At 39.1% G+C, this 23,915-nt stretch carries 20 protein-coding genes; 1 reads left to right on the top strand and 19 read right to left on the bottom strand.

Features of this window, described 5'->3' with window-relative positions:
* Positions 1–144: 144 nt before the first annotated feature.
* The 18 genes from mnmA to ACLTU0_RS05080 all read right to left on the bottom strand — a co-directional run bounded on the left by mnmA (position 145) and on the right by ACLTU0_RS05080 (position 20,680).
* Entirely contained in the window at positions 145–1,215 is a 1,071-nt protein-coding gene (gene mnmA / locus ACLTU0_RS04995; protein WP_022230998.1) for a tRNA 2-thiouridine(34) synthase MnmA, read from the bottom strand.
* A 14-nt stretch (positions 1,216–1,229) separates the two neighbouring features.
* Entirely contained in the window at positions 1,230–1,904 is a 675-nt protein-coding gene (locus ACLTU0_RS05000; protein WP_022230997.1) for a response regulator transcription factor, read from the bottom strand.
* A 10-nt stretch (positions 1,905–1,914) separates the two neighbouring features.
* Positions 1,915–3,060: a sensor histidine kinase gene (locus tag ACLTU0_RS05005; RefSeq protein WP_412321569.1), complete on the bottom strand. Its 1,146-nt coding sequence runs from the start codon at positions 3,058–3,060 to the stop codon at positions 1,915–1,917.
* Between the two features lie 5 nt (positions 3,061–3,065).
* A complete protein-coding gene (locus tag ACLTU0_RS05010) occupies positions 3,066–3,809 on the bottom strand; it encodes an ABC transporter permease (protein ID WP_022230995.1) in 744 nt (247 codons plus the stop codon).
* Positions 3,806–4,534: an ABC transporter ATP-binding protein gene (locus ACLTU0_RS05015; RefSeq protein ID WP_412275333.1), complete on the bottom strand. Its 729-nt coding sequence runs from the start codon at positions 4,532–4,534 to the stop codon at positions 3,806–3,808. Before ACLTU0_RS05015 ends, ACLTU0_RS05010 begins: the two co-directional genes overlap by 4 nt.
* Before the next feature lie 27 nt (positions 4,535–4,561).
* On the bottom strand, positions 4,562–5,494 hold the full coding sequence (locus ACLTU0_RS05020; RefSeq protein ID WP_412321570.1) for a hypothetical protein: 933 nt from the start codon (positions 5,492–5,494) through the stop codon (positions 4,562–4,564).
* A 207-nt stretch (positions 5,495–5,701) separates the two neighbouring features.
* The gene (locus ACLTU0_RS05025) at positions 5,702–7,216 is read right to left on the bottom strand and encodes an extracellular solute-binding protein (protein WP_412321571.1); all 1,515 of its coding nucleotides are present in this window, start codon (positions 7,214–7,216) and stop codon (positions 5,702–5,704) included.
* Positions 7,217–7,324: 108 nt separating this feature from the next.
* Complete coding sequence (locus tag ACLTU0_RS05030; RefSeq protein WP_022230991.1) at positions 7,325–8,206, bottom strand: carbohydrate ABC transporter permease; 882 nt, start codon at positions 8,204–8,206, stop codon at positions 7,325–7,327.
* A gap of 20 nt (positions 8,207–8,226) precedes the next feature.
* Positions 8,227–9,213 carry an ABC transporter permease gene (locus ACLTU0_RS05035; RefSeq protein WP_022230990.1) on the bottom strand — a complete coding sequence of 329 codons (987 nt, stop codon included), beginning with the start codon at positions 9,211–9,213 and terminating at the stop codon, positions 8,227–8,229.
* A 368-nt stretch (positions 9,214–9,581) separates the two neighbouring features.
* On the bottom strand, positions 9,582–11,732 hold the full coding sequence (locus ACLTU0_RS05040; protein ID WP_412321572.1) for a glycoside hydrolase family 105 protein: 2,151 nt from the start codon (positions 11,730–11,732) through the stop codon (positions 9,582–9,584).
* A 66-nt stretch (positions 11,733–11,798) separates the two neighbouring features.
* On the bottom strand, positions 11,799–12,020 hold the full coding sequence (locus ACLTU0_RS05045; protein ID WP_412321573.1) for a hypothetical protein: 222 nt from the start codon (positions 12,018–12,020) through the stop codon (positions 11,799–11,801).
* 7 nt (positions 12,021–12,027) lie between these two features.
* Entirely contained in the window at positions 12,028–12,561 is a 534-nt protein-coding gene (locus ACLTU0_RS05050; RefSeq protein ID WP_412321574.1) for an NUDIX domain-containing protein, read from the bottom strand.
* Complete coding sequence (locus tag ACLTU0_RS05055) at positions 12,561–13,715, bottom strand: class I SAM-dependent methyltransferase (RefSeq protein WP_412321575.1); 1,155 nt, start codon at positions 13,713–13,715, stop codon at positions 12,561–12,563. Before ACLTU0_RS05055 ends, ACLTU0_RS05050 begins: the two co-directional genes overlap by 1 nt.
* Positions 13,716–13,832: 117 nt before the next feature.
* Entirely contained in the window at positions 13,833–15,422 is a 1,590-nt protein-coding gene (locus ACLTU0_RS05060) for an extracellular solute-binding protein (RefSeq protein WP_117965321.1), read from the bottom strand.
* A 37-nt stretch (positions 15,423–15,459) separates the two neighbouring features.
* Positions 15,460–16,335 carry a carbohydrate ABC transporter permease gene (locus ACLTU0_RS05065; RefSeq protein WP_412275341.1) on the bottom strand — a complete coding sequence of 292 codons (876 nt, stop codon included), beginning with the start codon at positions 16,333–16,335 and terminating at the stop codon, positions 15,460–15,462.
* Positions 16,335–17,273 carry an ABC transporter permease gene (locus ACLTU0_RS05070; RefSeq protein WP_022230979.1) on the bottom strand — a complete coding sequence of 313 codons (939 nt, stop codon included), beginning with the start codon at positions 17,271–17,273 and terminating at the stop codon, positions 16,335–16,337. The genes ACLTU0_RS05065 and ACLTU0_RS05070 overlap by 1 nt, the downstream gene beginning before the upstream one ends.
* A gap of 167 nt (positions 17,274–17,440) precedes the next feature.
* Complete coding sequence (locus ACLTU0_RS05075; RefSeq protein WP_412321576.1) at positions 17,441–19,315, bottom strand: arabinogalactan endo-beta-1,4-galactanase; 1,875 nt, start codon at positions 19,313–19,315, stop codon at positions 17,441–17,443.
* 15 nt (positions 19,316–19,330) lie between these two features.
* On the bottom strand, positions 19,331–20,680 hold the full coding sequence (locus tag ACLTU0_RS05080; RefSeq protein ID WP_308455893.1) for an MATE family efflux transporter: 1,350 nt from the start codon (positions 20,678–20,680) through the stop codon (positions 19,331–19,333).
* A 292-nt stretch (positions 20,681–20,972) separates the two neighbouring features.
* On the opposite strand from ACLTU0_RS05080, the gene ACLTU0_RS05085 reads away from it, so the two are divergent.
* Positions 20,973–22,136: an IS110 family transposase gene (locus tag ACLTU0_RS05085; RefSeq protein ID WP_412321577.1), complete on the top strand. Its 1,164-nt coding sequence runs from the start codon at positions 20,973–20,975 to the stop codon at positions 22,134–22,136.
* 179 nt (positions 22,137–22,315) lie between these two features.
* On the opposite strand, the gene ACLTU0_RS05090 is transcribed toward ACLTU0_RS05085, so the two are convergent.
* A partial coding sequence (locus ACLTU0_RS05090; RefSeq protein ID WP_412321578.1) for a 1,3-beta-galactosyl-N-acetylhexosamine phosphorylase N-terminal domain-containing protein occupies positions 22,316–23,915 on the bottom strand: 1,600 nt, incomplete at its 5' end.

Below are 23,915 nucleotides of genomic sequence, written 5' to 3' on the forward strand. Positions count from 1 at the left end.
TAACAAATAACAGGCAAGCCTATCTTCGATATACGGCTTGCCTGTGCACTTTTTGTGAAAATAAACTCTAACGTACAGGGTGTACGCCGATGAGTTCATTTTCACAAAATCCGAACTAATTTCTCGTCCTCTGCCAGCTCGTATTTATAAAACAGTACCGCCGCCAAGAACAATATCACCGTCATAAAATACGACAGCCTGTCCCGGAGTAACCGCTCTTTGCGGTTCGGGGAACATCAATTTAACCGTACCGTCTTTTTGCGGGCAAAGCATTGCCGCCGCAGGCGGTGCTTGGTAACGTACCTTTGCGGTGATAAGCATATTTTCTTTAGGAAATTCACCCGACACAAAATTCACATCGTATGCGGTTAATTCATTTGAAAATTCCATTCCCTTTTCACCGAGTGTAATCGTATTGTTTTCCGCATCTATCTTCATAACAAACATAGGTCTGCCGTATGCACCGATACCCTTTCTCTGACCGATTGTATAATAAATCAAACCTCTGTGCTTGCCGATAACATTGCCGTTTACGTCAAGTATATCGCCCTCTTTAGGCTTGTAACCGGAATAGTCGGTTATAAATTTCGCGTAATCATCATCTTCAACAAAGCATATTTCCTGACTGTCAGGCTTATGTGCAACGCCAAGTCCAAGTTCTTCCGCCTTTTGACGTACCCAATCCTTATTATATCCGCCCAAAGGCATTAATGTATGTGCAAGCTGTTCTTGTGTAAAATTGTACAGCACATAGCTCTGGTCTTTCTTAACAGCCTCACTTGCACGAAGAATATACTTGCCGTCCTCACCTTTTTCGATTTTGGCATAGTGACCTGTCGCAACGTAATCAATACCCATAGCCAACGCTTTTTTTAACAATGCGTCAAACTTCAAATACTTATTGCATGCAATACAAGGATTAGGTGTTCTGCCGTGAATATATTCATCAACAAAATAATCAACGACCTTATCTTTGAACATATCCTTAAAATTCATCACATAAAAATCAATACCGAGCTTATCACACACACGTCTTGCGTCCTCAACCGCACTTTCCGCACAACAGCCCTCATGCTTCATATTACAGCTGTCCGAATACGTCCAAAGACGCATAGTCGCACCGATTACGTGGTATCCCTGCTCCTTTAAAAGAGCCGCCGCAACGGAACTGTCAACGCCGCCCGACATTCCTATCAATACACTTTTCTGTTCCAATTTATGTTTCCTCCTCAGATATTAAAACGGTAGCCTACACCCCATATGGTTTCTATGTACCGCTCATTTTCAGTATTTATCTTATCACGCACACGCTGAATATGTACCGTAACGGTCGACACATCACCTATTGCGTCCATACCCCATATTCTATCAAATAAAACCTCTTTTGAAAAGGTATGATTCGGATTTTCCGCAAGAAATAATAGTAAATCGTATTCTTTTGCAGTAAGCGATATTTCTTTTCCGTCCACTGTAACCTTATGAGCATCTTTGTCTATCATAAGTTTACCGACTGTTATTACGTCACCGCTTTTTGATGTAAGCGTATCGTATCGCGATATATGTGCCTTAACTCTTGCGACAAGTTCGTTCGGTGAAAACGGTTTCGTCATATAATCGTCCGCACCCAAGCCAAGTCCGCGTATTTTATCTATATCGGTATTTTTCGCCGACAAAAATATTACGGGCGTTTGTTTCTTTTTTCTGAGTTCCGTTATAACCTCAAAACCGTCCATACCCGGAAGCATTATATCTATTATTATAAGGTCAAAATTTTCCGCAAGTGCTTTTTCAAGTCCCGTTGTACCCCTTGCCGCAATTTCACACTCAAAATCATTTATTTCAAGATAATCTCTTTCAAGTTCCGCGATACTGCTGTCATCTTCTATAATCAATATTTTTTTCATTTTATTCTCCTTAGATTTTCGGCAAGAATACAACCGCCGTTGTACCCTTACCCAATCCGTCACTTTTCAGCCATATCTTGCCGCCGTGTTTTTCTACAATCTGTTTTGCAATACCAAGTCCCAGTCCGCTGCCCTTAATACTCCTCGAACTGTCCACGCGGTAAAATCCATCAAACACGTTTTTAAGCTCATTTTCGTCTATACCGATACCGTTATCGCTTATATTCACGTACACACCGCCGTCACTGCACATTGTACTGACGGAAAGCGTCGGATTATCCTCACTTCTGTACTTCACCGCATTGTCTATCAAATTAGAAAATACTCGGCTCATTTTCTCATAATCCATTCTCACGATAACTTCATCGGTCGGAATATCTGTTTCAAGTTTTATGCCGTTTTTCTCAAGGTCAAGTCTGTAATCATCTACGAAATCACGCATAAACGAATTAATATCGCCCTCTTTAAATTCAAATATCAGTCTTGATAATTCCAGTTTCGAAAATACGGACAGATTATTCACCAAATCGTCTATAACCTCCGCTTTTGTATGAATTGTATCAAGATAGCGTTTCATCTTTTCGGGTGTGTCGGCAATGCCGTCCTGTATACCCTCAACGTAACCCTTGATTGACGTAATCGGCGTCTTTAAATCGTGAGAAATATTTGCAAGGAGCATATTCCTCTCCTTTTTCATATACTTTTCACGTTTCCTGGCACGTTTCAACTCCTTACGCATCATATCAAAATTATTACAAAGCGTGTCTATTTCGTCATATTCACTTCCCATAACCTCAAAATCAAGGTTATCGGCACGAATATAATCGGCGGCTCTTGCAAGGTCATTTATTGAATGTTCAATACTTTTTGTCATCAATCTTGTGGCAACGGTAGTTGAAAGCACGACAAGCAACACGCATATCGTAAGCCACAACACCACATAAAATATTGCACTCGGATTACTTTTGAAAAATTCACCGACTGCCTGCAAAAAAACATACGGGTCAATCATTGATGCCCTTGATATATTTAATTCTTCGACAGGAAATTTTAATATAAATATCAGCACAAAACATACCGAAATAACACCTATCAGAAGGATAGGTGTTATCAGCATAATTATATTATATATCGCAAATTTACTTTTAATCTTCATAACATTTAATAATCCTTACTATCAAATATTATATACGATAATGTGTATAAAATCAAGATTGAGCCGAACAAAATTCCAATCTTCGATATAAGTGCCGTAAACGGAAGCACATTGCCGATCCAAATTTTGTGCCATTGTGAATATGCCGTAAATACCATTTGTCCGACAGGTGTTATATAGTAGTTCAAGTATTTAAAGAACACATACACGACTATACATAAAAGCATTGCAAGCGTCGGGCTTTTTGAAATCATATTTATGAGCAGCGCCATTGAAACTATCGCTATAAGCGGTATCATATTGATAAGATATGCCGCAAATGTTATCGGTACACTTCTTAAACTGTTGCCGGATACGATTTGAACGATTAACGAGATAACAAACATTGCAAGTGTCACCATACAACCAAGCACAAACACTGCCAATGACTTTGATGTCATAACTTTAAATCTTGTCAGCGGTCTTAAAAGCGACGCTTTCATGCTGTCCTCCTGTACTTCGCTTGCAAACAAATCCGTCACTGCCATAAATATTATAAGCGGAACAAGGATATCAAAAACAAAACCGACCATTTCCATTATCAGATTGCTTTTTATAACAACTTCACCGCCCGTAATCTTGCTTACAAGTACATTACCGCCAATTCGGAGAATACATATAATCGCACCTAAAACAGTTAAAACAAGATACTTTTTTTTCATAAGAAGTTTTTTAAGTTCACTTCCGGTATTCAAAATCAGTGCTTTCATATAATAATCTCACCCCTTCTGTCCTTAACAACACTTAAGAAATAGTCCTCCATTGACGGATGAAGTCTTAAAGCGTCCTCCGTAGTTGATGTTGCTATCAATTCGCTTTCATATATAACCGCAACCTTGTTACAAGTCTTTTCAATCTCGCCTGCCATATGACTTGAAATAAGAAAAGTCACGTTTTTCTCTGCATTGAGTTTTTTTATAATTTCTCTGACTTCCACAACGCCCTCAATATCAAGTCCGTTTACAGGCTCATCAAGAATTATCAAATCGGGATTAGATACGAATGCAACCGCCAAACCGAGTCTTTGTTTCATACCAAGTGAAAACTTACCCGCTTTATCATTTTTGTACGGCAGAAGATGTACAACGTCAAGTATATGTTCAATGCGTTTTCTGTCTACGTTTGGATACATATTCGCGTGCATTTTTACGTTTTGATATGCCGATAAATCTTTATATATCGCCGGTGATTCAATCAACGCGCCTGTTCTTTGCATAATACTTTCAAAATTATCGTGCAAGTCCATACCGAACACCTTAACACTGCCCTCCGCATTAACAAGATTAAGTATTGCTTTCATCGCTGTCGTTTTACCCGAACCGTTCGGTCCGAGTAATCCGAGAATGTCGCCCTGTTCAACGGTCAAATTCAAATTTTTGATACCTCTGCCATTGCCGTAAAGCTTTGTCAGGTTTTTAATCTCAATTACATTCATAATCTCACCCCTATCCGTTTTTATAAATTATTCGTCATCTCCGTAATATGTGTCAACTCCCGAGTTATCAGAATACTCAACATTCGGAAGTGTGGAAATATCAACTCTCTCAGGCTTTGTAGTTCCGTAGTCTGATATATCCAGTGTTATATTAACTGTTGCCTCATACTTTTCGCCGTTTGAATCATTGCCGACCATACTTGCTTCCGCATTCAAATTAGTAAATCTGCCTTCATTGTCAACCGTAAATTTCACTGATACGTTTTTAACAATCGGATCTGTTCCAAGCAAGGTGTACGGATCACTGTCATCATCAGAATCAGCGATATTTTCTGAGAACATTGCGGATAAGCCTGCATTCGCGACTTCAGGGATTTGAATTGCGTCAAGATTCATTTCATATGTTGAAGAATTATCATCACCTGACACATAGATTATGTTGTTTTTCAAATCACCAATCATTGTATCACCGATAAGCTCAACGAAATTAACCATTTTTTGATTTCTCTTATCCTCATTTGCATCTTCGGTATAGAATTTATCAAATTCTCCAAATAAATTTAGGTATTCAGATGCGTTTTCCTCAACAAGTGTTCTTTTTTCACCGTCATAATGCGTTGACGAAATTATATTGGTATCATCTTGAACCCATTCTCTGTACTCATTGTTATAATCATATGATGAAACCTTATTTTCCTTGTTGATTTTCACGTCACCGTTTCTGTCATACAATTCTTTCAACGTGTCGCTTGAAATTTCCTTACCGTCAAGGCTTATCTTTGTTGTCATATTCGCGGTGTAGTTTTCATTTTTCATCAAACCTTTAACAGCCGTCTTAGCCACGTCATATCCGTTTGATGTGCTGTAGCTTGCGAATGTCGCTCCGGCTAACACCGTTACACCCAAAACCATACCGATTGCCATTGTTATTTTCTTCTTGTTAGATTTCATTTTAATCATTCCTTTCTATCCCAAACACTGTCTATTATTTCTATAAGGTACCTTATGATTATATTCTATCTGTTCTTTATAAACATTATATAATACAATTCTAAATAATTTATAAACAAATATAAATAAATTATAAAATCCAACAAAAAAACCACTTGTCCAACATAACATTGAACAAGTGGTTTAATATTAACTAATTAAGTCAGTCAAAATCAATTATTTCTGAACTGAATCGTCTTCTTCATAAGCCTTGTTTAGTTCATCGATAACCTTTTGACCACCTTGTTGTAGCCATCTGTCTCTTTGAGCCTTCCACTCGTCTTCGCTGATTTGACCAACGATGAACTTAGTATTAGCCTCACTCATGATAGCGTCAAGTTGTGGACCTCTTGTTGAATATGTATCTGATACATATGGTTCAGCAGGGTTAGCAACTGTGTGAAGTTTGTTTTCATCATAAACTTCCTGAATCTTTTCAGCAACGTCTGTTGCATACTTAATTTGAAGTTCTGTAGCAACTATACCTGTTGAGAATTGGTTAAGGTCGTTATATTCTTTAGTTAGGTTAGCATCGTCCTTCTTAACTACATAACCGTCAGCGTCAAGGTCATAGTTTCTGCCTTCGATACCGTAGTTCATTAGGTTTAGAGCTTCCTGTTCATTAGCCTTATCCATTACGCCAAGAATGAAGTCAAGGTCTTCTTCTGTAGCAACAGATGTCTTAGGGAATACATAGTATCCGTCATAACCTGTTGTAGGAAGTGTTCTTGGTTCTGAGCTTGCGTCCTTTGTAACGTAACCGAATACGTCAACAACTGCGTTAGGATCGATAGCTTGGATATTTTGTGCAAGTCTTCTTGCTCTGTCGGCAACGTCGATGATTACACCGGCTTTACCTGATAGGAACTGCTCATTCCACTTATCTGATGAATATGTAGCCATATCTTGGTTGATAAGACCTTCGTTATAGCACTTGTTCATGAACTTAAGTGCCTCAAGATATTCGTCAAACATAAATGCAGGAGCAAGCTTGCCGTCCTTTATACCATACTGGTTAGGAGCGCCCATCCAAATAGCGATATTGTTAAGAGGACCGTCAAGGTAATCTGTAACGATCATACCGTATGTATCATTAGCGCCGTTACCGTCAGGATCCTGTTCCTTAAATGCCTTTAGTACATTATAGAAATCATCTATAGTCTTTGGCTGTTCAAGACCAAGCTTATCAAGCCAGTCTTTTCTGATTGAAACGCCGGCTCTACCAAGTTCTCTTGAACGATATACACCGTAAACTTTACCGTCGATTGATGTGTTGTGGTTTACAGTTGGATCTGTTTGAGCAAGATTTGGGAACTTTTCAGCATCTGTTAGCTTATCTGTAACATCCCAGAATGTACCTGCTCTTGAGTTTTGGATAACGCTTGAACTTCTTGAACCAACAAGCATAACCTGTGGATATTCACCTGAACCCATAGCAGCTGTAACCTTTTCGTCATAGCTTGTTGACGGTACCCAAGTGATATTTAGCTTTGTACCAAGAAATTCTTCAAGTTTTTGAAGAACAGGGCTGTCCGGTGATGCTGATTCTGTATTGTAAGCCTTTGTCATAACATTAATTGATGGATTTTCCTTGTCGATAGAAACTGCTTTTTTACCGCAGCCGGCAAGTGAACCTGTAAGCATTACTGCTGCAAGTGAAACAGTAGCAATCTTCTTCCAAGTTTGTGTCATTGTATTTTCCTCCTTAAAAATATATGTTTTTCTCTAATTAAGCGGCTATGCCGCAATAATTCATTTTAAACTACCAAAAAAATTATTTTCTTAAATTAACTCTCTTAATTAACCCTTAACGGCACCGACCATAACACCTGCTGCGAAGTGCTTTTGTAGGAACGGATATACGATAAGAATAGGAACTGTACCGATAACGATAACAGCCATCTTCAATGTATCTTCCGGAATAAGTGCATTCGGGTCAGTTTGTGTTTCAGCTGTCTGCATTACGATATTTCTAAGCACAAGCTGGAATGGGAACTTTGTTGAATCTTCAAGATATAGAAGAGCACCAAAGTAGTTGTTCCAGTGACCAACCGCATAGAACAGACCGAATGTAGCCAAACACGGAAGTGACAACGGAAGTGCTATCTTTATGAAGATACCAATGTCACTGCATCCGTCGATAGATGCGGCCTCTTCAAGTTCTCTAGGAAGTTCCATAAAGAAGTTTCTTACGATAATCATATTATACGCACTGATTGCACCCGGCAAAATAAGTGCTGCATATGTATCGTACATACCAAGTCCTTTAACAACCAAGAACAACGGAATCATACCGCCGCCAAATACCATTGTGAAAAGAACCATATTAAGCAGTGGTTTTTTACCTATAAGATTTGTTCTTGAAAGACCGTATGCCATTGTCGTTGTAAAGAATAGGTTGATAAATGTACCTATTGCTGTTACACATACTGAAATTAACAATGAATGGAATACTCTTGTACCCATATCGTTCATATCAAAAATTCTTGCATAAGCGTCAAGAGTAGGACTATCAGGAATAAAGAAAATCGGTCTTGTTTGAATTTCCGCTTCAGTCGCAAAAGACGCTGCAATAACGTATATGAAAGGTATAACCATGATAACCGCTATAAGAGTAAGTAATATGTATATTACCACATTAGCAATTATATCACCGACACTTCTTCTTTTTATACTAATCATGTCTTATTTTCCTCCTTCTATTAGAATAGACCATCCTGACCGGCCTTCTTAGCAAGACGGTTAGCTGTCTGAATACATATGATACTGATTACAGATTTAAACAAACTTACGGCAGTTGAATAACCGTAGTTACCCTGTACTCTACCTATTTGATAAACGTATGTATCGAATGTTTCTGATGTGATTCTGTTTAGGTCATTCTGCATAAGGATGATTTGCTCAAAACCTGTATCAAGAACGCTACCCATACGCAAGATAAACATTGTAACAACTGTGCCCATGATTGCCGGCAATGTTATGTATATAAGCTGTTGGAAACGGCTAGCACCGTCAACAATAGCTGCCTCATATTGTTCTACGTCAACACCTGCCAAAGCTGCAAGGAAGATGATTGTGCCCCAACCTGTTTCCTTCCAAATGTTTTGGATAAGAAGTACCCAATAAATTGCGATAGGACTTCCAAGTGCATTTAGGTTTTTACCTGTCATTGACTTTACGATTTCATAAAGCGCACCACCGCTCATACCCTCCATTGACGGAGTCTTAACAAGCATGAATGTGATAGATGCGATGACAACCATTGATACAAAGTGAGGTACATAAACAAGTGTTTGAAGAACTTTCTTATACCATTGTACTTTGATTTCATTAAGTAACAGTGCCAAAACAATCGGCAACGGGAAGAAGAATATAATGTTCATTCCCGAAATGATTAGAGTGTTTCTCAATAGTTGCAAGAAACTTGAGTCTGTAAAGAAGTTCTTGAAGTTATCAAAACCAATCCAACCGTTAAAGAAGTTTGAACCGAAGAACGGAATTCCTGCGTAGTAATCTTTGAAAGAAATAAGAATACCCCACATCGGAACAATCTTAAAGATTATAAAATACAAAAAACCGGGCAATAATAATAAGTACATCCACTTATCTCTCTTTATTTGTGCCCATCTTTTTTGTTTCGCCTCTGCTTTCTCCTCAGGTGAAAGCACGACTTTCTGAGCTTTAGCCATAGTAGACCCTCCCTAAAAAAGTTTACTGTTGTTGTTTCAAGTCAATTGAAATCAGCAGAAACCGGGCAAGTATCCGCAAATTGCACAAAGACTAAAAACTGATAAATATATTATAGCTTATTTTATTAACTTTTGCAATAGATTTTGTGAATAAACTGCAAAAATTATTAATTTTTTTTGTGGTTTTGTATAAATTCACCACTCAAATTATGTTTTCGCATAAATATATTTAAAACGGTATTACTTATAATAACACTTCAACCGTTTAAAAGTCCATAAAAAAATCAGTGGTTTTTTGTTCAATTTAACGATAAAAAAATGACGGATTTTAGTCCGTCATTTTTATTTGTTAATTATGACTAAAAGTTTTATTCGGCTAAGAATTTGTTAAGTCTGATAACTTCGATACCCGCAAGCATAACAATACCTGTACCGTGTGTATCGTTTAAGTTCCAGCCAAGTTCATACTTATAGTAGTCGGCAATAAACGAGAACTCACTTCCGCGGCATACGCCGTATACGTTACCGTTTGAGTCAACACTTGTCTTAGAAATACCTTTCCAAGCCTTGTATATAGCCTTAACGTACTTTTCAGGATTCTTTAGCCAGCCGAAACGAATACCTCTTGAGAACGCATATATAAACATTGATGTACAAGATGTTTCAGGATATGATTCGTGGTCGTTAAGTACCTGGTGCCACATTCCCTCATCGTCCTGCAATGCAAGATAACCCTCGCATAAAGTGTTAAGGAACTCAATAAGGTCATTTCTCTTTGGATGGTCCTCAGGAAGGACTTCAAGCAATTCTGTCATTGAGAACACTACCCAACCGTTACCGCGTCCCCAAGGAACATTTGTCTTTGAATCATATTTAAAGTCATAAACGTGTGACATAATCTTTTCTTCCGGCATAAACAAACGTTTCTTAAAGCCGAAGAACTGATTTGCCGCATCGTCAAGATACTTTTGGTCGCCTGTAAACTGTGAATATCTTACAAGGAACGGAACTGACATATATAAATCATCCGCCCACATAGTCATATTATGGAAGTGGTGCATCATTTCCTTACGGAAGAATGTACCGTCCTCAAGTCTTGACTGGTGGTTGTAAATATAATCACCGACATAATCGGCAACTTTCTTTACGTCACGAAGTCCAAGATACTTGTTTACTTCAAGCATCATCGACGCAAACGAACCGCAGTCGTCAAGGCTGTCGATACTTGTAAGCAAGTTGTGTATACTTGTCGCACCGCCGTACTGCTCTTTATCCCAAAGTGCATATTCAAGCGTATCAATACATAATTGAACATGGTCTTTTATGTAATTCTTTATATCTTCCGAACCGATTGCAATAGCTGTATGAAGAAGTCCGTACATTGTAACACCCAATGGGTAGTTCCAACGACCGAACAGTGTATTTTCGTTATACGGTCTTACGAATGTATCAGGTGCATCCAATCTCCAATATGTAGCAGGCTCACCGACAATGTGAAGCATATCAGACGCAGTGTCAAACGGAAATTCAAAATCGTTTACGAATGTACCTATATACATCCATACATCATCTGTACCCTTAACTCTTGCCGCACTTTCAAATTCAACAGTGTCACATTCAAGTGTGTAACCCCAGTCGTTGCCGCCGCAAATACACTTTACATATACGTCATATGTGCCCAATGGAAGCTGGGCGTCAAAAGTTTCTTTACCGCCGTTTGTCTTGAACACTTCTTTCTTATCTATATACACAACAGTTTCACCCTTTGTATCAAGAGTAAACTTGTGTGTTGTGTTGTTAATATCGTCAGCAAATACCTTTGTGTAACCTACGGCATATTGACCGTTAGGTGTACCGAACATACGAGTCAGCTGACCTTTTTTCATTTCGTCGTCAGACCAATTTATTATAGGATAAAGCTTTTTGTCAAAATCCTTTTCGCTCATACCGATTTCAAATTCAGGTACATAATCGTCCGGAACAAGTTCCGTAAACACAAAGCCCTCTTGACCGTCACGTTCCTTTGTCGGCATAAGTGTGTACATATCCCACTTACCGATCCATGTACCGAACTGACCGCCGAAGCCCGCCTTTGTCTTTTTGAATTGAATTCTGATGTCGTTCCAACCTTCTTCAACGTCCATAAATACACGCGTTGAAGTTTCAGAATATCTCTCTTTGAAAATATCAGACTTATATGCAACTTCGCCGTTTACATATACAACCATAGGTCCGAAACAGTTTATATCCCAGCCGAATGAAGATTTACCGGCTGAATAGAACTTTGTGAATGCCCATACACATTCCTTGTCCTTGCTGTCAGGGAAAATCTTGTTAAAATCAACAAGGTATCTGTAATCGGTTGTACGAACGATACCGTTGTTTGTGTATGCACGATAATAAAGTCCGTGCTTTAGATTTTGTCCCATATATCTGTATGCAAGCGATGAAATTATCGCCTGCGGGTCAGTGCCCTCGTAAGCGTTAATGCTTTGACTGTCATCAAAATAATAACCCATTTTACTACTCTCCTTAAAAACTTTTCTTATTAGTTTATTATATCATTATCCTTTGTTGCTTGTCAATTAAAAATCAGTTGTTTTGGTTTTATTATTCGGTATATATTTCGTCTGAATTTTCATCACCGCACGTTTAAATGATAACAACAGATATGTTACAGCAAAAGCCATTACAGCAACAATCAAAATCCACCAAGCCACACCGGGCATACCGTGCAGATTAAACCAACCGTATTCGCTCCCTCCGCTATACATTCTGTTAATGTATAGTACAAAAAACACTGTCATCAGTGCATTAACCCAATATTGCTTTTGCTTTAAGTATTGCAATAGCGGTTTTTGCGTCATAAATTTTATTATCCATTACCATTTGATAAAGTTCGTCAAGGCTGTATTTCGACACATTCAAAAATTCGCCGTCATCAAGATTTTGTCCGACAAAGGTAAGTTTTCTTGCGAGAAAAATATTAAGTTTTTCTTCACAATATCCCGGTGTTGCGTAATATTCGCCGAGATGTGTAAATTCCTCCGCCTTGTATCCCGTTTCCTCAATAAGCTCCCTTGCACCACATTCCAAAGGATCTTCGCCGTACTCCATTTTACCGGCAGGGATTTCAAGCATTTCCGACTTAGCGGCAATTCTGTACTGCGTAACCATAAACACCTTACCGTCCCCGTCAACCGCAATAATTCCGACACCGCCCGGGTGACCTATAAGTTCACGCGTTGCCAAACGTCCGTCGGAAAGTTCGACTTTTTCCTTACGCACCTTTATGATTTTACCGTCATAAATTTCTTCGCTTGACACTGTTTTTTCTTCAAAATTCATTATATTTCACCCTTTCGACAAAATCTTTCAATAGCAGGTTTAACATTCAGCAATTCTTTCAGATTTTCAAAATCCTGTTTTGACTTTTCGTTTTTCTTGCCTGTATACACCGCACGAATCATAATATTTTTAGGTGTTTCAAGCGGTGATATATACTCAATCATACTAACCTTATATCCGACACTTTCAAGATATGCCGCACGAAGTCCGTCCGTCAATGTATCGGCAAGTCTGGCTTTTAAAATGCCGTGCTTTGTTATCGCCTCAAACGGCTCATACGAATATTGTTTCAAAATATCCTTATGGCAACACGGAACAGACACAATCGCTCTCGACTTTGCTCTTATACCAAGTGCAAGTGCCATATCCGTTGCGGTATCGCAAGCGTGGAGCGACACGACTATATCGGGTCTTATAGGCGGTGTATACTCCGTAAGGTCAGCCTTGATGAACTCCATATTGTTGTATCCGAGATTTTTAGCCATTCTCTTTGACGCTTCAATTACCGTTTCGGAATAATCAACACCGATAAAATGACACTTCTTTTTAAGTATTTCTTTCAAATAGAAATTCATAACGAACGACAAATAACTTTTACCGCAAGCCGCGTCAAAAATAACATATTCGTCCCTGTCACCGATTTCTTTAAGCACACCCTGCATTAATTCAACAAAATAATCTATCTGATTATACTTACGGATTTTATCATTTTTAATCTTGCCCTTCTTGGCAAGTATGCCTATTTCTTCAAGCAAATCTTTCGCAAGTGCGGGATTTACGACATACTCTCTGCCCGTCTGCACAACGCTCGTCTTATTTATCTCTTTCGTAACATCCTCGTGACGTATATTGACTTTTTTATCGTTTGCGTCAATCACAATCTTCGCACCGCGTTCGCTGTAAATTATCTGCGCCTCGTCATATTTAAGCAATTCTTCCGCGATTATATCCCACAAATCGTCTTTTTCCACATTGCGTTTAACCGCTTGGTAATCAAGAGTTATATCGTCCGTATACAATATTTTTGCAGGGAAATTCTTAGTTCCCGACTTTAAATTAATAGTAATATCATTAAAAAAATCTTTGTTTTCTTCCATTCTCGAAACAAGTCCGCCAAAAAACAAATTTACTTTTGAAACAGTTTTCTTATTCATTATTTCTCCCTATTTTCTTTAATAAATTTATAACATTATTCTATCATTTAAGTTCTGTACTGTCAATTATTTTACCAACTAAAAAGGGATAATCTTAACGATTATCCCTTTTGGTTTTTATTTTTTCATATCGGCATAAGCCTGTTCTTTTTCGTCAAGAACAGCTTGATAACCTGCGTCAAGGTATTCCTTGCAAGCCGCCTCATACTTCGCGTCAAATTCTTCAGGCTTACAGTTAATCAAATCAACCTGAATAACTTCCCACTTACTCTTTAAAGTTTCGGCATACTGTGAAAGGCTGTCGATTGATCTGTCGAACAAGAAATCTGTATACTTATATTCCTTAGTCTTTTGATAACCGTCATATGACTGTTGAATTAAGTCCTCAAATCCCGCCGGTGCGTATGTTTTCTTTTGTACGGCAAGGTTTTTCTCGTCACTGCCGTAGTCCTTACCCTCTGTTACAAGGCACCACATATCTTTATTTGAATTGTAGTTCAATCTTTCTTCACCTGTGTAATCGTCAATAAGTACAGGAATTTCGTCCTCTACTTTATATGTAACGTTTTCGATACCGTTTTGCATTACGAACAGGTTTTCATCTTGTGCAAGCCACTCGAAATACATTAGCACTGCCTCAGGGTGTTCACAGTCAACACTGATACCGCTTACCATACCGAACGGCCAATCTGCTCTGCCGGCAGGCTTTGTACCCTCCGGATAACCTGCGCCTGCGTCAAGCACTGCAACCTTTGCGTCAGGGCAATTTTGCAATAATGTTTGAAGTACAGGAGGATTTTGTGACAAATAGAAACCGAACACGCCTGCTTTACCCGATACAAAATCGGCTTGCTTTTGGTTACCGTCCTTGTCAAGGTACCATTCAGGACTGATAAGTCCGTCGTTATAAAGCTGATTCATATACTTTAATTTCTGCTTTGTTGCGTCATATGTAAGCGATGCAACAGTAATATCCGAATACATCGCGTTATCTTCTTCCGAAAGCGGATATTCTCTGTATTCATAGTTCGGGAAATATGCGTTGTAAAGGCTCTCCGTTGCAGGGATTGTATTTTCGCCGCCAAGCTTTAATTCCTTAAACTTCTTTAGTGCATTTACATATTCCTCTTGATTTGTCGGCATTGAAAGTCCTGCTTTTTCAAGCCAGTCTGTACGGATAAGAGTTACCCAGTTATAAGCCAACGGACGAGTTGCCGCAAGGAAATATCTTTGGTCGTCAACCTTTGTATATTCCTCCAAATCCTTTGTCTTTTCATAGAATGTCGGTGCGTATGTCTTTAACACGTCCTCATCAATCGGCTGGAACGCTCCTCTTGAATAATATGAAATCATTGTCGGATAGTCATAGCTGAAAAGAATATCAGGTTCTTCGCCTGCCGCAAGCAATTCATTAAATACCGTTACATCTTCCTTACGCGTAACAGGTACAAATGTCATTTTGATATTGTACTTGTCACCGAAATTCTTTTGAACATAATCCGTCCAATAGTTATTGTCTACATCTGCCTGTCCCTGCATACCTCTGTCATATACAGGTATTTTAAGCTCAATTTGCTCATCATAGGCTTTCGGGCCTGTAAGCTCCGCTTTATCCATCTGCATTTTACCCTTACCGCCGCATGACGCAAGCAAAGATACCGCAGTCACTGTGCTTAGTGCAGCACACAATACTTTCTTTAAATTCATTTTTCTTTTCCCCTCTCTTTTTAAATATGTTTTTTCATTATTCTTTTACTGCACCTATCATAACACCTTTAACAAAATACTTTTGTATAAAAGGATAAACAATTACGATAGGAATAGTTGCAAACATAATACAAGCCGATTTCAAAACTTCCTCAGCCTGCATACTCTCCCCTGCGACTTCCTGCGAAACCGACGAATTTGAACCTGCCGCATTAACAAGCTCATACAACTTTAACTGCAACGGTTTAAGCGGTGACTTTGTTATAAAGTAAAGTGCGTCTTGGAATGTATTCCAACGACCTACCGCATAGAACAGTGCAAGTGTCGCCAAAACAGGCACCGACAACGGCAATACAATTCTAACCAGTACAATAAAGTCGTTACAGCCGTCAATCGCAGCCGCCTCCTCCAAGCTTTGCGGTACACTATTTTGCATAAATGTACGAAGTATTATCAGATTATATGCCGAAAATGCAAGCGGAAGTATCAAAACCGCCGCCGTATTTATAAGGTGCAACTGGCTCATAAGTATGTAATCGGGAATTGTTCCGGCAGTGAAGTACATTGTTATAAGAAATATTACGCCTATAACTTTTCTGCCCTTCAGACGTTTTCTTGACAGTGCAAACGCACCGCATATTGTAAGGAACATACCGAGTGCCGTAAACGCAACCGTCACAAACACCGTAAACCACAATGAACGCATCATTGTCGAATCTCCGAAAACCGTCTTATATGCGTCAATATTAATATCCTTAGGAATAAGGAACACTTGATTTGACATTACCGCACCGTTACCGCTGATTGAAACCGAAAGAACGTGTATAAACGGTATAAGACACAAAAGCGAAAGTACAGCCATAAACACATATATAAACACATCTGCCAAAACATCAGTAGCTTTTCTTTTCATTATATTATACCGTCCTCTCCCATAAGTTTTGCAAACTTATCCGATGCAAATACGAAGATAAGTCCTACGACCGACTGGAACAAACCAACCGCCGTTGCGATGTTATATCTGTGCGACTGCAAGCCGACACGATAAACGAATGTCGAAATAACGTCCGAGAAATCCCTTACAAGCGGATTATCCAATGTATACGGACGTTCAAACGATATACCCAAAATTCTTCCCAAACTCATTATCAGCATTACAACGATTGTCGAACGAATACAAGGAAGTGTTATATTCCATATTTTTCTCCATCTGCCTGCACCGTCAACCGTTGCCGCTTCGTAAAGGTCAGCATTAATACCTGTGATTGCGGCAAGATATATAATCGTACCCCAACCCATGCTCTGCCATACACCGATTAAACAGTACGACACAAGCCAATGCCATTTTTCCGTTAGGAACGGTATGCTTTCACCGCCGTGACGCATTATAAGTACGTTCACAAATCCCGTAGACGGTGACAAAAGCTGATAGAATATACCTGCAATGATTACCCACGAAAGAAAATGCGGTAAATACAAAACCGTTTGGCTGATACGTTTGAAATACTTATTGCGTATTTCATTTAATAATATCGCCAAAATTATCGGAGCCGGAAAACCGATTATAAGATCAAGACCGTTAAGCACGATAGTATTACGAAGTGCTATGTAAAAATCTTTCATTTTGAAGATTTCCTTAAACGCATCAAAACCTATGAATTTCGCCCTCTCAAAACCGCCGACAACGTCATAATTAAGAAACGCTACCGACAACCCCAAAAGCGGTAAAAACTTAAAGACTATCGCAAATGCCAACGGAAAGAACAACAATACATACAACTGCCAGTCCCTTTTCAGATAGTATTTAAAGCCTTTTTTATCTCTCTCTTTTAACTTTTTACCCTTTTTCATTAAACAGCTTTACCCCCTCTTTTTACCTTAATTTGTTACTATGCAATATAAATACTATCATTTTTTATGCAATATGTCAATCAAATTACGTTTTTTATATAAAAAAGCCGTCTTTTTATACAAAACAAAAAGGACGTTTTAAAAACGTCCTTTTTGAGTGTTGTTGTTTATTTTTTAATTAATCGGCTGCCATTCCACACATAAACCGCAGATTTACCTTGCGGCAGATTTACCGAAACGATCTCTGCCGTATTTGCGTTTACTTCTTTTGACACGTTTTGTACACTGTTTATGACATTGTTTTCGTCATAACCGATTACAATAACACTTACCTTTTTCGTACTGTCGGTATTGTTTTCAATTCGTGTTTTGACATTCTTTTCATCACTTGTAGTTTGGATATTGACTTCTTCCTTACTGCTTGAAGAATGTTTATAAACGTCAACCGATGGAATAGCTTTTCCGTCAAAATCGAAAAGTGTTGTGTTTTCGACAACGTTAACGTCTGTCTTATCGTCACTTTCCTTTACAGCCCAACCCGACAAAGACGCATTTTTATTATATTTATCTTCAACGTGAATCATACAAGGGTCCCAATAAAGCACACCCAGACATCTGTTATCGTCAACGCTTTTTAATTCGTTGAAAAGTTCTGCCATAAAATTTTTATGTCCTGTCATTGTCGGCGGATAAATGTCCTTATACACATCTGAATCCTTTAACTGTCCTGCATAACCGTCTTTTCTTGTTTCGTTCCAATTAAAACCTGTTTCCATAATCATAATGTCTTTGTTGTACTTCTTTGAAATTTCATTACAAAATTCCTTACAGGTTTCCGCATTGTTGTCCGTCCATGCAGGATAATATGACGCACCGATTACGTCATACTTTGCACCGAGTTTGTCAAGTTCATCAAAGAAATATGTGAATTTGTTTGACTTTGAACCGTCGTCAAGGTGAATTATAACTTTTGAGTCCTCCGACACCGCCTTTACCGCATCATATCCGGCATTGATAAACTTAACAAGACCTTCCCAGTCTTTTGGGCATTTTATATCTTCATCTGCGTTTTTATCGTCACCGAATACAAGTTCAAATCTATCTCTGTTCATACTTGCATCATATGTGTTGCCGAACGGAAACAACATTCCGCCGCGAATTTCATTGCCAAGCGAAACATATTCCGGAACAGTCCCTTGTGCCTTCAACTTTGACATAATATCATATGTATAGTTGTATACTATTTCCGCAAGTTTATCTTGAATTTTCTCTCTTTGTTCACTAGTCATTGAGTTTAGAAAGTCCGCATTCTTAACGTCATAGCCAAGCTCGTCTTTAATCTGCTTAACCCACTCGGACGGAATAATCTGTCTTGAGCCGTTCGACCAATAATCGGAATAATTAAACGTGAACTGTATTCCCGTACCTGCGTCCTTTGCACGTTTGGCAAGTTTCAGACAATCTTTCTCATCCTGAAAACCGCTTGGGAGATAATACACGCCGTCACCTGTACCCTTGCCCGGTGTATTGCTAAGACGTATTCTCGCCATATTCATACCGTTCTGTGACAAAAATTCAAACGGGTCAACCTTGTTTCCGTCACTGTCTTTATATTCACCGCCAAGGTTTTCGATATAATCAACTTCCGTCATATCGCCGCCTTGTATAAAGCCGTTTTGCTTGTCCGTCTTAACAAGGTCAACGTCCGATATTTCAATCACGCCGTTTCCGTCAGTACCAACGCCGATTGTGCCTTTACCGTTTTCAACTTCAATTCCTCTTACGGTAACCTTAACACCGTCAGTCGAAACAGGTAAAACCGTACTTGCCGCAGTGTATCCGTCCGACACTCCGTACAAATACGACACACCCTCCTCCGAAGTATTTTTACATACTGCCGTAAGGTCATAATATCCGTTTTCAAGATTAGTTACTTCAACGCTTTTACCGCCCGTAACGTCACCGCTGAAATCAATGCTTTGTGCATATGCCACAGTCTGTAAGACAGCAACCGCCGCTATAACCATTAATATCTTTTTCATACAGCACACTCCTTTTTATTGTTTTAATATTTTTCTGCTTCTTATTGTAAACATTATCGTTGTACAGCTTGCCGCAACGACATCACTTACCGGCTCCGCCAAAAGCAATCCCCACACTCCCATATTTGCGATATTCGGAAGTATAAGTGCAAGCGGAAACAGAAGTATAATTTTTCTAAGGCACGCAAGAAACATTGATATTTTCGCCTCGCCCAATGCCAAAAACGTCTGCTGACACGCACACTGTGCACCCATCACAGACATACCTGCAAGGAAAAGACGAGTTGAGTTTATACCTATATCTATAAGCTCTTGGTCATTTGTGAACATCTTCAAAAACGCCGTTGGGAACACTTCGACAAGCGCAACCGCAAAAAGAGAGAAACATATACTTACCGTAAATTGAAGTTTAAACGCTTTTTTCACTCTGTCAAAACGCTTTGCACCGTAATTATATCCGATAACAGGCTGTGCGCCTTGCGAAAAACCGTTAAGCGGCATCCATATAAGCTGTGTCAAACTGAACAGTATCGACATCAGTGCAACATACAGGTCATTTCCGTATTTAAGCATACCGTTGTTGAATGTAAGCTGAATTAAACATTCCGTTGCCTGCATTATAAACGGTGACACACCGAGCGACAAAACCGAAGTAACGATTTTTCCGTCCAAAACAAGATTTTTAAGTCTGATTTTCAAAATGGTCTTTTTACCCGTCAAAAATTTAAGCACCCACAAACACGATACACCTTGCGAAATTATCGTTGCAAGCGCCGCACCCTTTACGCCCATTCCGAACACATATATAAAAATCGGGTCAAGCACAATATTCAGCACCGCACCTATGCAAACGGTCATCATACTTGTTTTTGCAAAGCCTTGATTTGTTATAAACAAATTCAGTCCCAACGCAATCTGTACAAATATCGTACCGACAAGATATATGCTTATATAATCCGACGCATACGGCAAAGTTGCCTCACTTGCGCCGAATTTCATCAATATCTGATTTTTCGTAAGCATAAACACAACCGCCAGCACTACCGAAAATATTATAAGCAGCATTGTACAGTTGCCGAGTATTTTCTCTGCTTTGTCGTTGTCTTTTTCGCCCATGCTTACCGCCGCTCTTGACGCACCGCCCATACCTGCAAGCATTGCAAATGCCGAAACAAGCAATATTATAGGAAACGTAACACCCAAGCCTGCAAGCGAAAGTGAGCCTATCTCCGGTATTCGTCCGACATAAATTCTGTCAACTATGTTATAAAGCAAGTTTACAAGCTGTGCCATAACAGTCGGTATCGCAAGCTTAAACACAAGTTTTCCTATCGGTGCGGTTTCAAGCTGATTATTTTTATCCATTAAATACACGTATAATTAAAACTATCTCGAAAGGGGGGTAGTTTTAATTATTTCTCCTTTCCTCAAAATTGTTATATTTGCAGGAGTAGCTACCTGCGATATAATAAAGACAAGCACTGTGGATTTGTATCTATTGTTTTACAGCTCAGACTGGTTCGAGGTGACTCAAACCACAGTGGTTTGTCTGAAATGGTAATTAGTTAGTTAACGCTCTGACGTTTCTATTTGCGTGAATACATTGGCAGACCGTCTGTGGAAAACAGCAGTGCAAAAATATCAAAAGGAGGAACCTATGTATTACATTGGTATCGACATTTCAAAATTCAAGCACGATTGTGCCGTAATTGACGACTCCGGAGAAATTGTTACTCCTTCGTGGTCTTTTACAAATGACGCTAAGGGATTTTCGCAATTAAAGTTATTGCTTAATTCCCTTGATACAGAAACAAGAATAGGACTTGAATCTACCGGTCATTATGGTATGAATCTAAAGCTGTTTCTTGAATCCAACAACTTTTCATTCATGGAGTTCAATCCTCTGCTTATCAATCGTTTCGTTAAATCCAAGTCCCTACGAAAGACTAAAAGCGATTCTATTGATTGCATGATGATTGCTCACTATTTAATGACGGTAGAGTACAAGCCCTATCCATCATCATTTTACCACACAGAGAAGCTAAAGTCACTAACAAGATTCAGAGATTCTCTTATCAGGCTCAGAAGCCGCCAGCTTGTAGAGCTCACAAACATCTTAGATAAGGTGTTCCCTGAGTTTAAACCATTCTTTGGCAGTAGGTTTTCGGTTACAGCATTATACATACTCTCTAATTACTCATCGCCTGAAAAGATTGCTAACATGAACTCTAAGTCTTATGAAGCACTACGCAAATTATCTCGCGGCAGATTTTCAACAGTAGATTTTGCAAAGCTTAAACAGCTTGCTAAAAATACTATAGGTACTACTGAAGATTATTTACTCTTACAAATGCAGATTGTTTTGGATATTTACAGACAATTGGATTCAAAGGTTGATGAGACAGAAGTTTCTATCAAGGAATGTGTTTCTGATATGAATCCGCCTATGCTTTCTGTTCCGGGAATCGGTATTGAATCTGCTGCTGTAATCTTAGCTGAATTTGGCGATTTCTCTAAATTCAAGAATGCTTCTCAAATGCTTTCCTTTGCCGGATTAGAGCCGGGATACTTCCAATCAGGAACATCCGAGACAACCGGTAAAATGGTTAAGCACGGTTCATCATATTTGCGTTATGCACTTATGAACTGTGCCCAGACAGTTGTAAATTATGAACCGACATTTGCTATGTTTTACTCTAAGAAACGTGCAGAGGGTAAACCTCATCGTGTGGCTTTATCGCATGTTGTTAAAAAACTACTGCGTGTTATCTATACGCTGCAAACTAAAAACATTGCATATGATGCTGATTTTGTAAGGTAGTTACTAACTAACATACTATTTTTTAAGTCCTTGCAATACAGGACTTTTTTGCCATGTTGTTTTTCAGCTTTTAAAAATTTTTGAAAAACTTTTCAAAAACCTCTTGACTTCTAATAGTTAGTCACCTCAATATACAAAACGAGCTGTTAATTTCTAACAGCTCGTTAGTTTTTATTTTATTACAGCTGTACTATCTGTGTATCAAATGCACTAAGTGTTACAGTCTTATCACCTGCGTCAGTCTTAACTGTTGCAGTTTGTTCTGTATCCGCATTATTGATAACAACAAGCTGTTTGCCTTCAGGATAATAACAGCACTCTGTATTTACGTTGTCTGTCAAATACTTTTGGTCTGTGCTTTCACCTGCGGCAGTAAGAATAAGGTTAAGAAGTGTTCTGTTATTAACTTCGCCATGCTTAAAGCTTGACATATAAACACCGGTACCTTTACCGAACTTATGAGTTGTAACTGTCGGCATATCTCCGTCAGCCGCAAGTACCTTTGTTTCGCCGTCAACAAGGTAAACCTTGTTTTTACCTGCAAGAACCGTGCCGTCTACAACCGCACCGTTGTTTTCAACGTCAAACGAATACTTACCGTGACAAATTCTTGCACCTGTGTCTTCGCTTACGCCAAGAACGTGTGACATACGGAAGAATGTATCGTAACCGTCTGTTGCAGACGGTTCGTTTACACCGATGAATGCACCGCCGTTGTTTACCCACTCTGTAAGAAGTGAAACAACCTTTTCGTCTTTCCATTGTTCTCCGCCTGACCAAGCACTTCCTGCAAATCCGGCATTGATAACAACGTCGTAATTGTCAAGTCCCTTATTCTTTAGGTCGTCAAAGCTGATGAATTCAACGTCAAACGGCATACCTGAAAGAGCCTCGATAATGTTTATAAGATCAAGTTCAGGGTGTTCGTGATAGTGACCTGCACAAGTCCATGAACGTAGGCTACCCCAGAATGTAAGAACGGCAACTCTCGGTTTTAGAACGTATGGCTTACCTGCCTTATGGAATTCCTTTATTTCTCTGAATTCGTCTGCAATCTTTTCGATATAGTCGTTGAAATCAGGGAACGGCAATGTCAATGAAAGGTAACCGCCAAGACCGATTCTGTCGATAGGTGCACGAAGAAGTGCACGTCTTACGTTCTTCCAATATCCCTTTGCTTCAAGTGTAGGATTACCGCCCTCCATAAATGTAGGAGCACCGCCAAGACCTACAGGGAACAAATATGGGTGAAGTCTGATTTCGTGAGTTTCAACTGCGTCAACGCCTGCACAAAGTCTTGCCTCAAAGCCGTTGAATACGCACTTGATAAGGCCGTCAAAGCCGAAGTCCTTAAATCTCTTGCCCCAAGGCTCAACACCTACCCAGCTGTCATCATAGAATACATAAGCCTTTTTACCGTATGTATGTACAAGGTCAACAAGCTTTTTACCGAAGTCAACAACAAAATCATTGATGAATTCCATCCAATCAAGCTTTTTCTTGTCACAAGTCATATGTGTAGCGTGAAGTTCGCCCTTATTGATGAAGTCCTCTGAAGTAAGTGCATAACCGTACTTCTTTTCAAATTCCTTTAGAGCAAGCGGAGAAACCGTAAAGTCATATGACGCCCAATCTGAGAATAAATCTCTGTTTCTCTCGTTTGAACCCCAAATCCATACGAAGTTATAGAACATTGATGTGAAACGAACAACAGTTGTTGCAGGGTGTGTTTCGCACCAGTTCTTCATCCAATCAAGCATATATTGCTGTGTTTCAGGG

Origin of the sequence: Hominilimicola sp., from assembly GCF_046972485.1 — a bacterium.
In the GTDB taxonomy this organism is placed as follows: Bacteria; Bacillota; Clostridia; order UBA1381; family UBA1381; genus Hominilimicola; species Hominilimicola fabiformis.

Coding starts and splice junctions, on each gene's coding strand:
- ACLTU0_RS05000 (WP_022230997.1), bottom strand. CDS start 1,904: ATGAAAAAAATATTGATTATAGAAGATGACAGCAGTATCGCGGAACTT.
- ACLTU0_RS05005 (WP_412321569.1), bottom strand. CDS start 3,060: ATGAAGATTAAAAGTAAATTTGCGATATATAATATAATTATGCTGATA.
- ACLTU0_RS05010 (WP_022230995.1), bottom strand. CDS start 3,809: ATGAAAGCACTGATTTTGAATACCGGAAGTGAACTTAAAAAACTTCTT.
- ACLTU0_RS05015 (WP_412275333.1), bottom strand. CDS start 4,534: ATGAATGTAATTGAGATTAAAAACCTGACAAAGCTTTACGGCAATGGC.
- ACLTU0_RS05020 (WP_412321570.1), bottom strand. CDS start 5,494: ATGATTAAAATGAAATCTAACAAGAAGAAAATAACAATGGCAATCGGT.
- ACLTU0_RS05025 (WP_412321571.1), bottom strand. CDS start 7,216: ATGACACAAACTTGGAAGAAGATTGCTACTGTTTCACTTGCAGCAGTA.
- ACLTU0_RS05030 (WP_022230991.1), bottom strand. CDS start 8,206: ATGATTAGTATAAAAAGAAGAAGTGTCGGTGATATAATTGCTAATGTG.
- ACLTU0_RS05035 (WP_022230990.1), bottom strand. CDS start 9,213: ATGGCTAAAGCTCAGAAAGTCGTGCTTTCACCTGAGGAGAAAGCAGAG.
- ACLTU0_RS05040 (WP_412321572.1), bottom strand. CDS start 11,732: ATGGGTTATTATTTTGATGACAGTCAAAGCATTAACGCTTACGAGGGC.
- ACLTU0_RS05045 (WP_412321573.1), bottom strand. CDS start 12,020: ATGACAGTGTTTTTTGTACTATACATTAACAGAATGTATAGCGGAGGG.
- ACLTU0_RS05050 (WP_412321574.1), bottom strand. CDS start 12,561: ATGAATTTTGAAGAAAAAACAGTGTCAAGCGAAGAAATTTATGACGGT.
- ACLTU0_RS05055 (WP_412321575.1), bottom strand. CDS start 13,715: ATGAATAAGAAAACTGTTTCAAAAGTAAATTTGTTTTTTGGCGGACTT.
- ACLTU0_RS05060 (WP_117965321.1), bottom strand. CDS start 15,422: ATGAATTTAAAGAAAGTATTGTGTGCTGCACTAAGCACAGTGACTGCG.
- ACLTU0_RS05065 (WP_412275341.1), bottom strand. CDS start 16,335: ATGAAAAGAAAAGCTACTGATGTTTTGGCAGATGTGTTTATATATGTG.
- ACLTU0_RS05070 (WP_022230979.1), bottom strand. CDS start 17,273: ATGAAAAAGGGTAAAAAGTTAAAAGAGAGAGATAAAAAAGGCTTTAAA.
- ACLTU0_RS05075 (WP_412321576.1), bottom strand. CDS start 19,315: ATGAAAAAGATATTAATGGTTATAGCGGCGGTTGCTGTCTTACAGACT.
- ACLTU0_RS05080 (WP_308455893.1), bottom strand. CDS start 20,680: ATGGATAAAAATAATCAGCTTGAAACCGCACCGATAGGAAAACTTGTG.
- ACLTU0_RS05085 (WP_412321577.1), top strand. CDS start 20,973: ATGTATTACATTGGTATCGACATTTCAAAATTCAAGCACGATTGTGCC.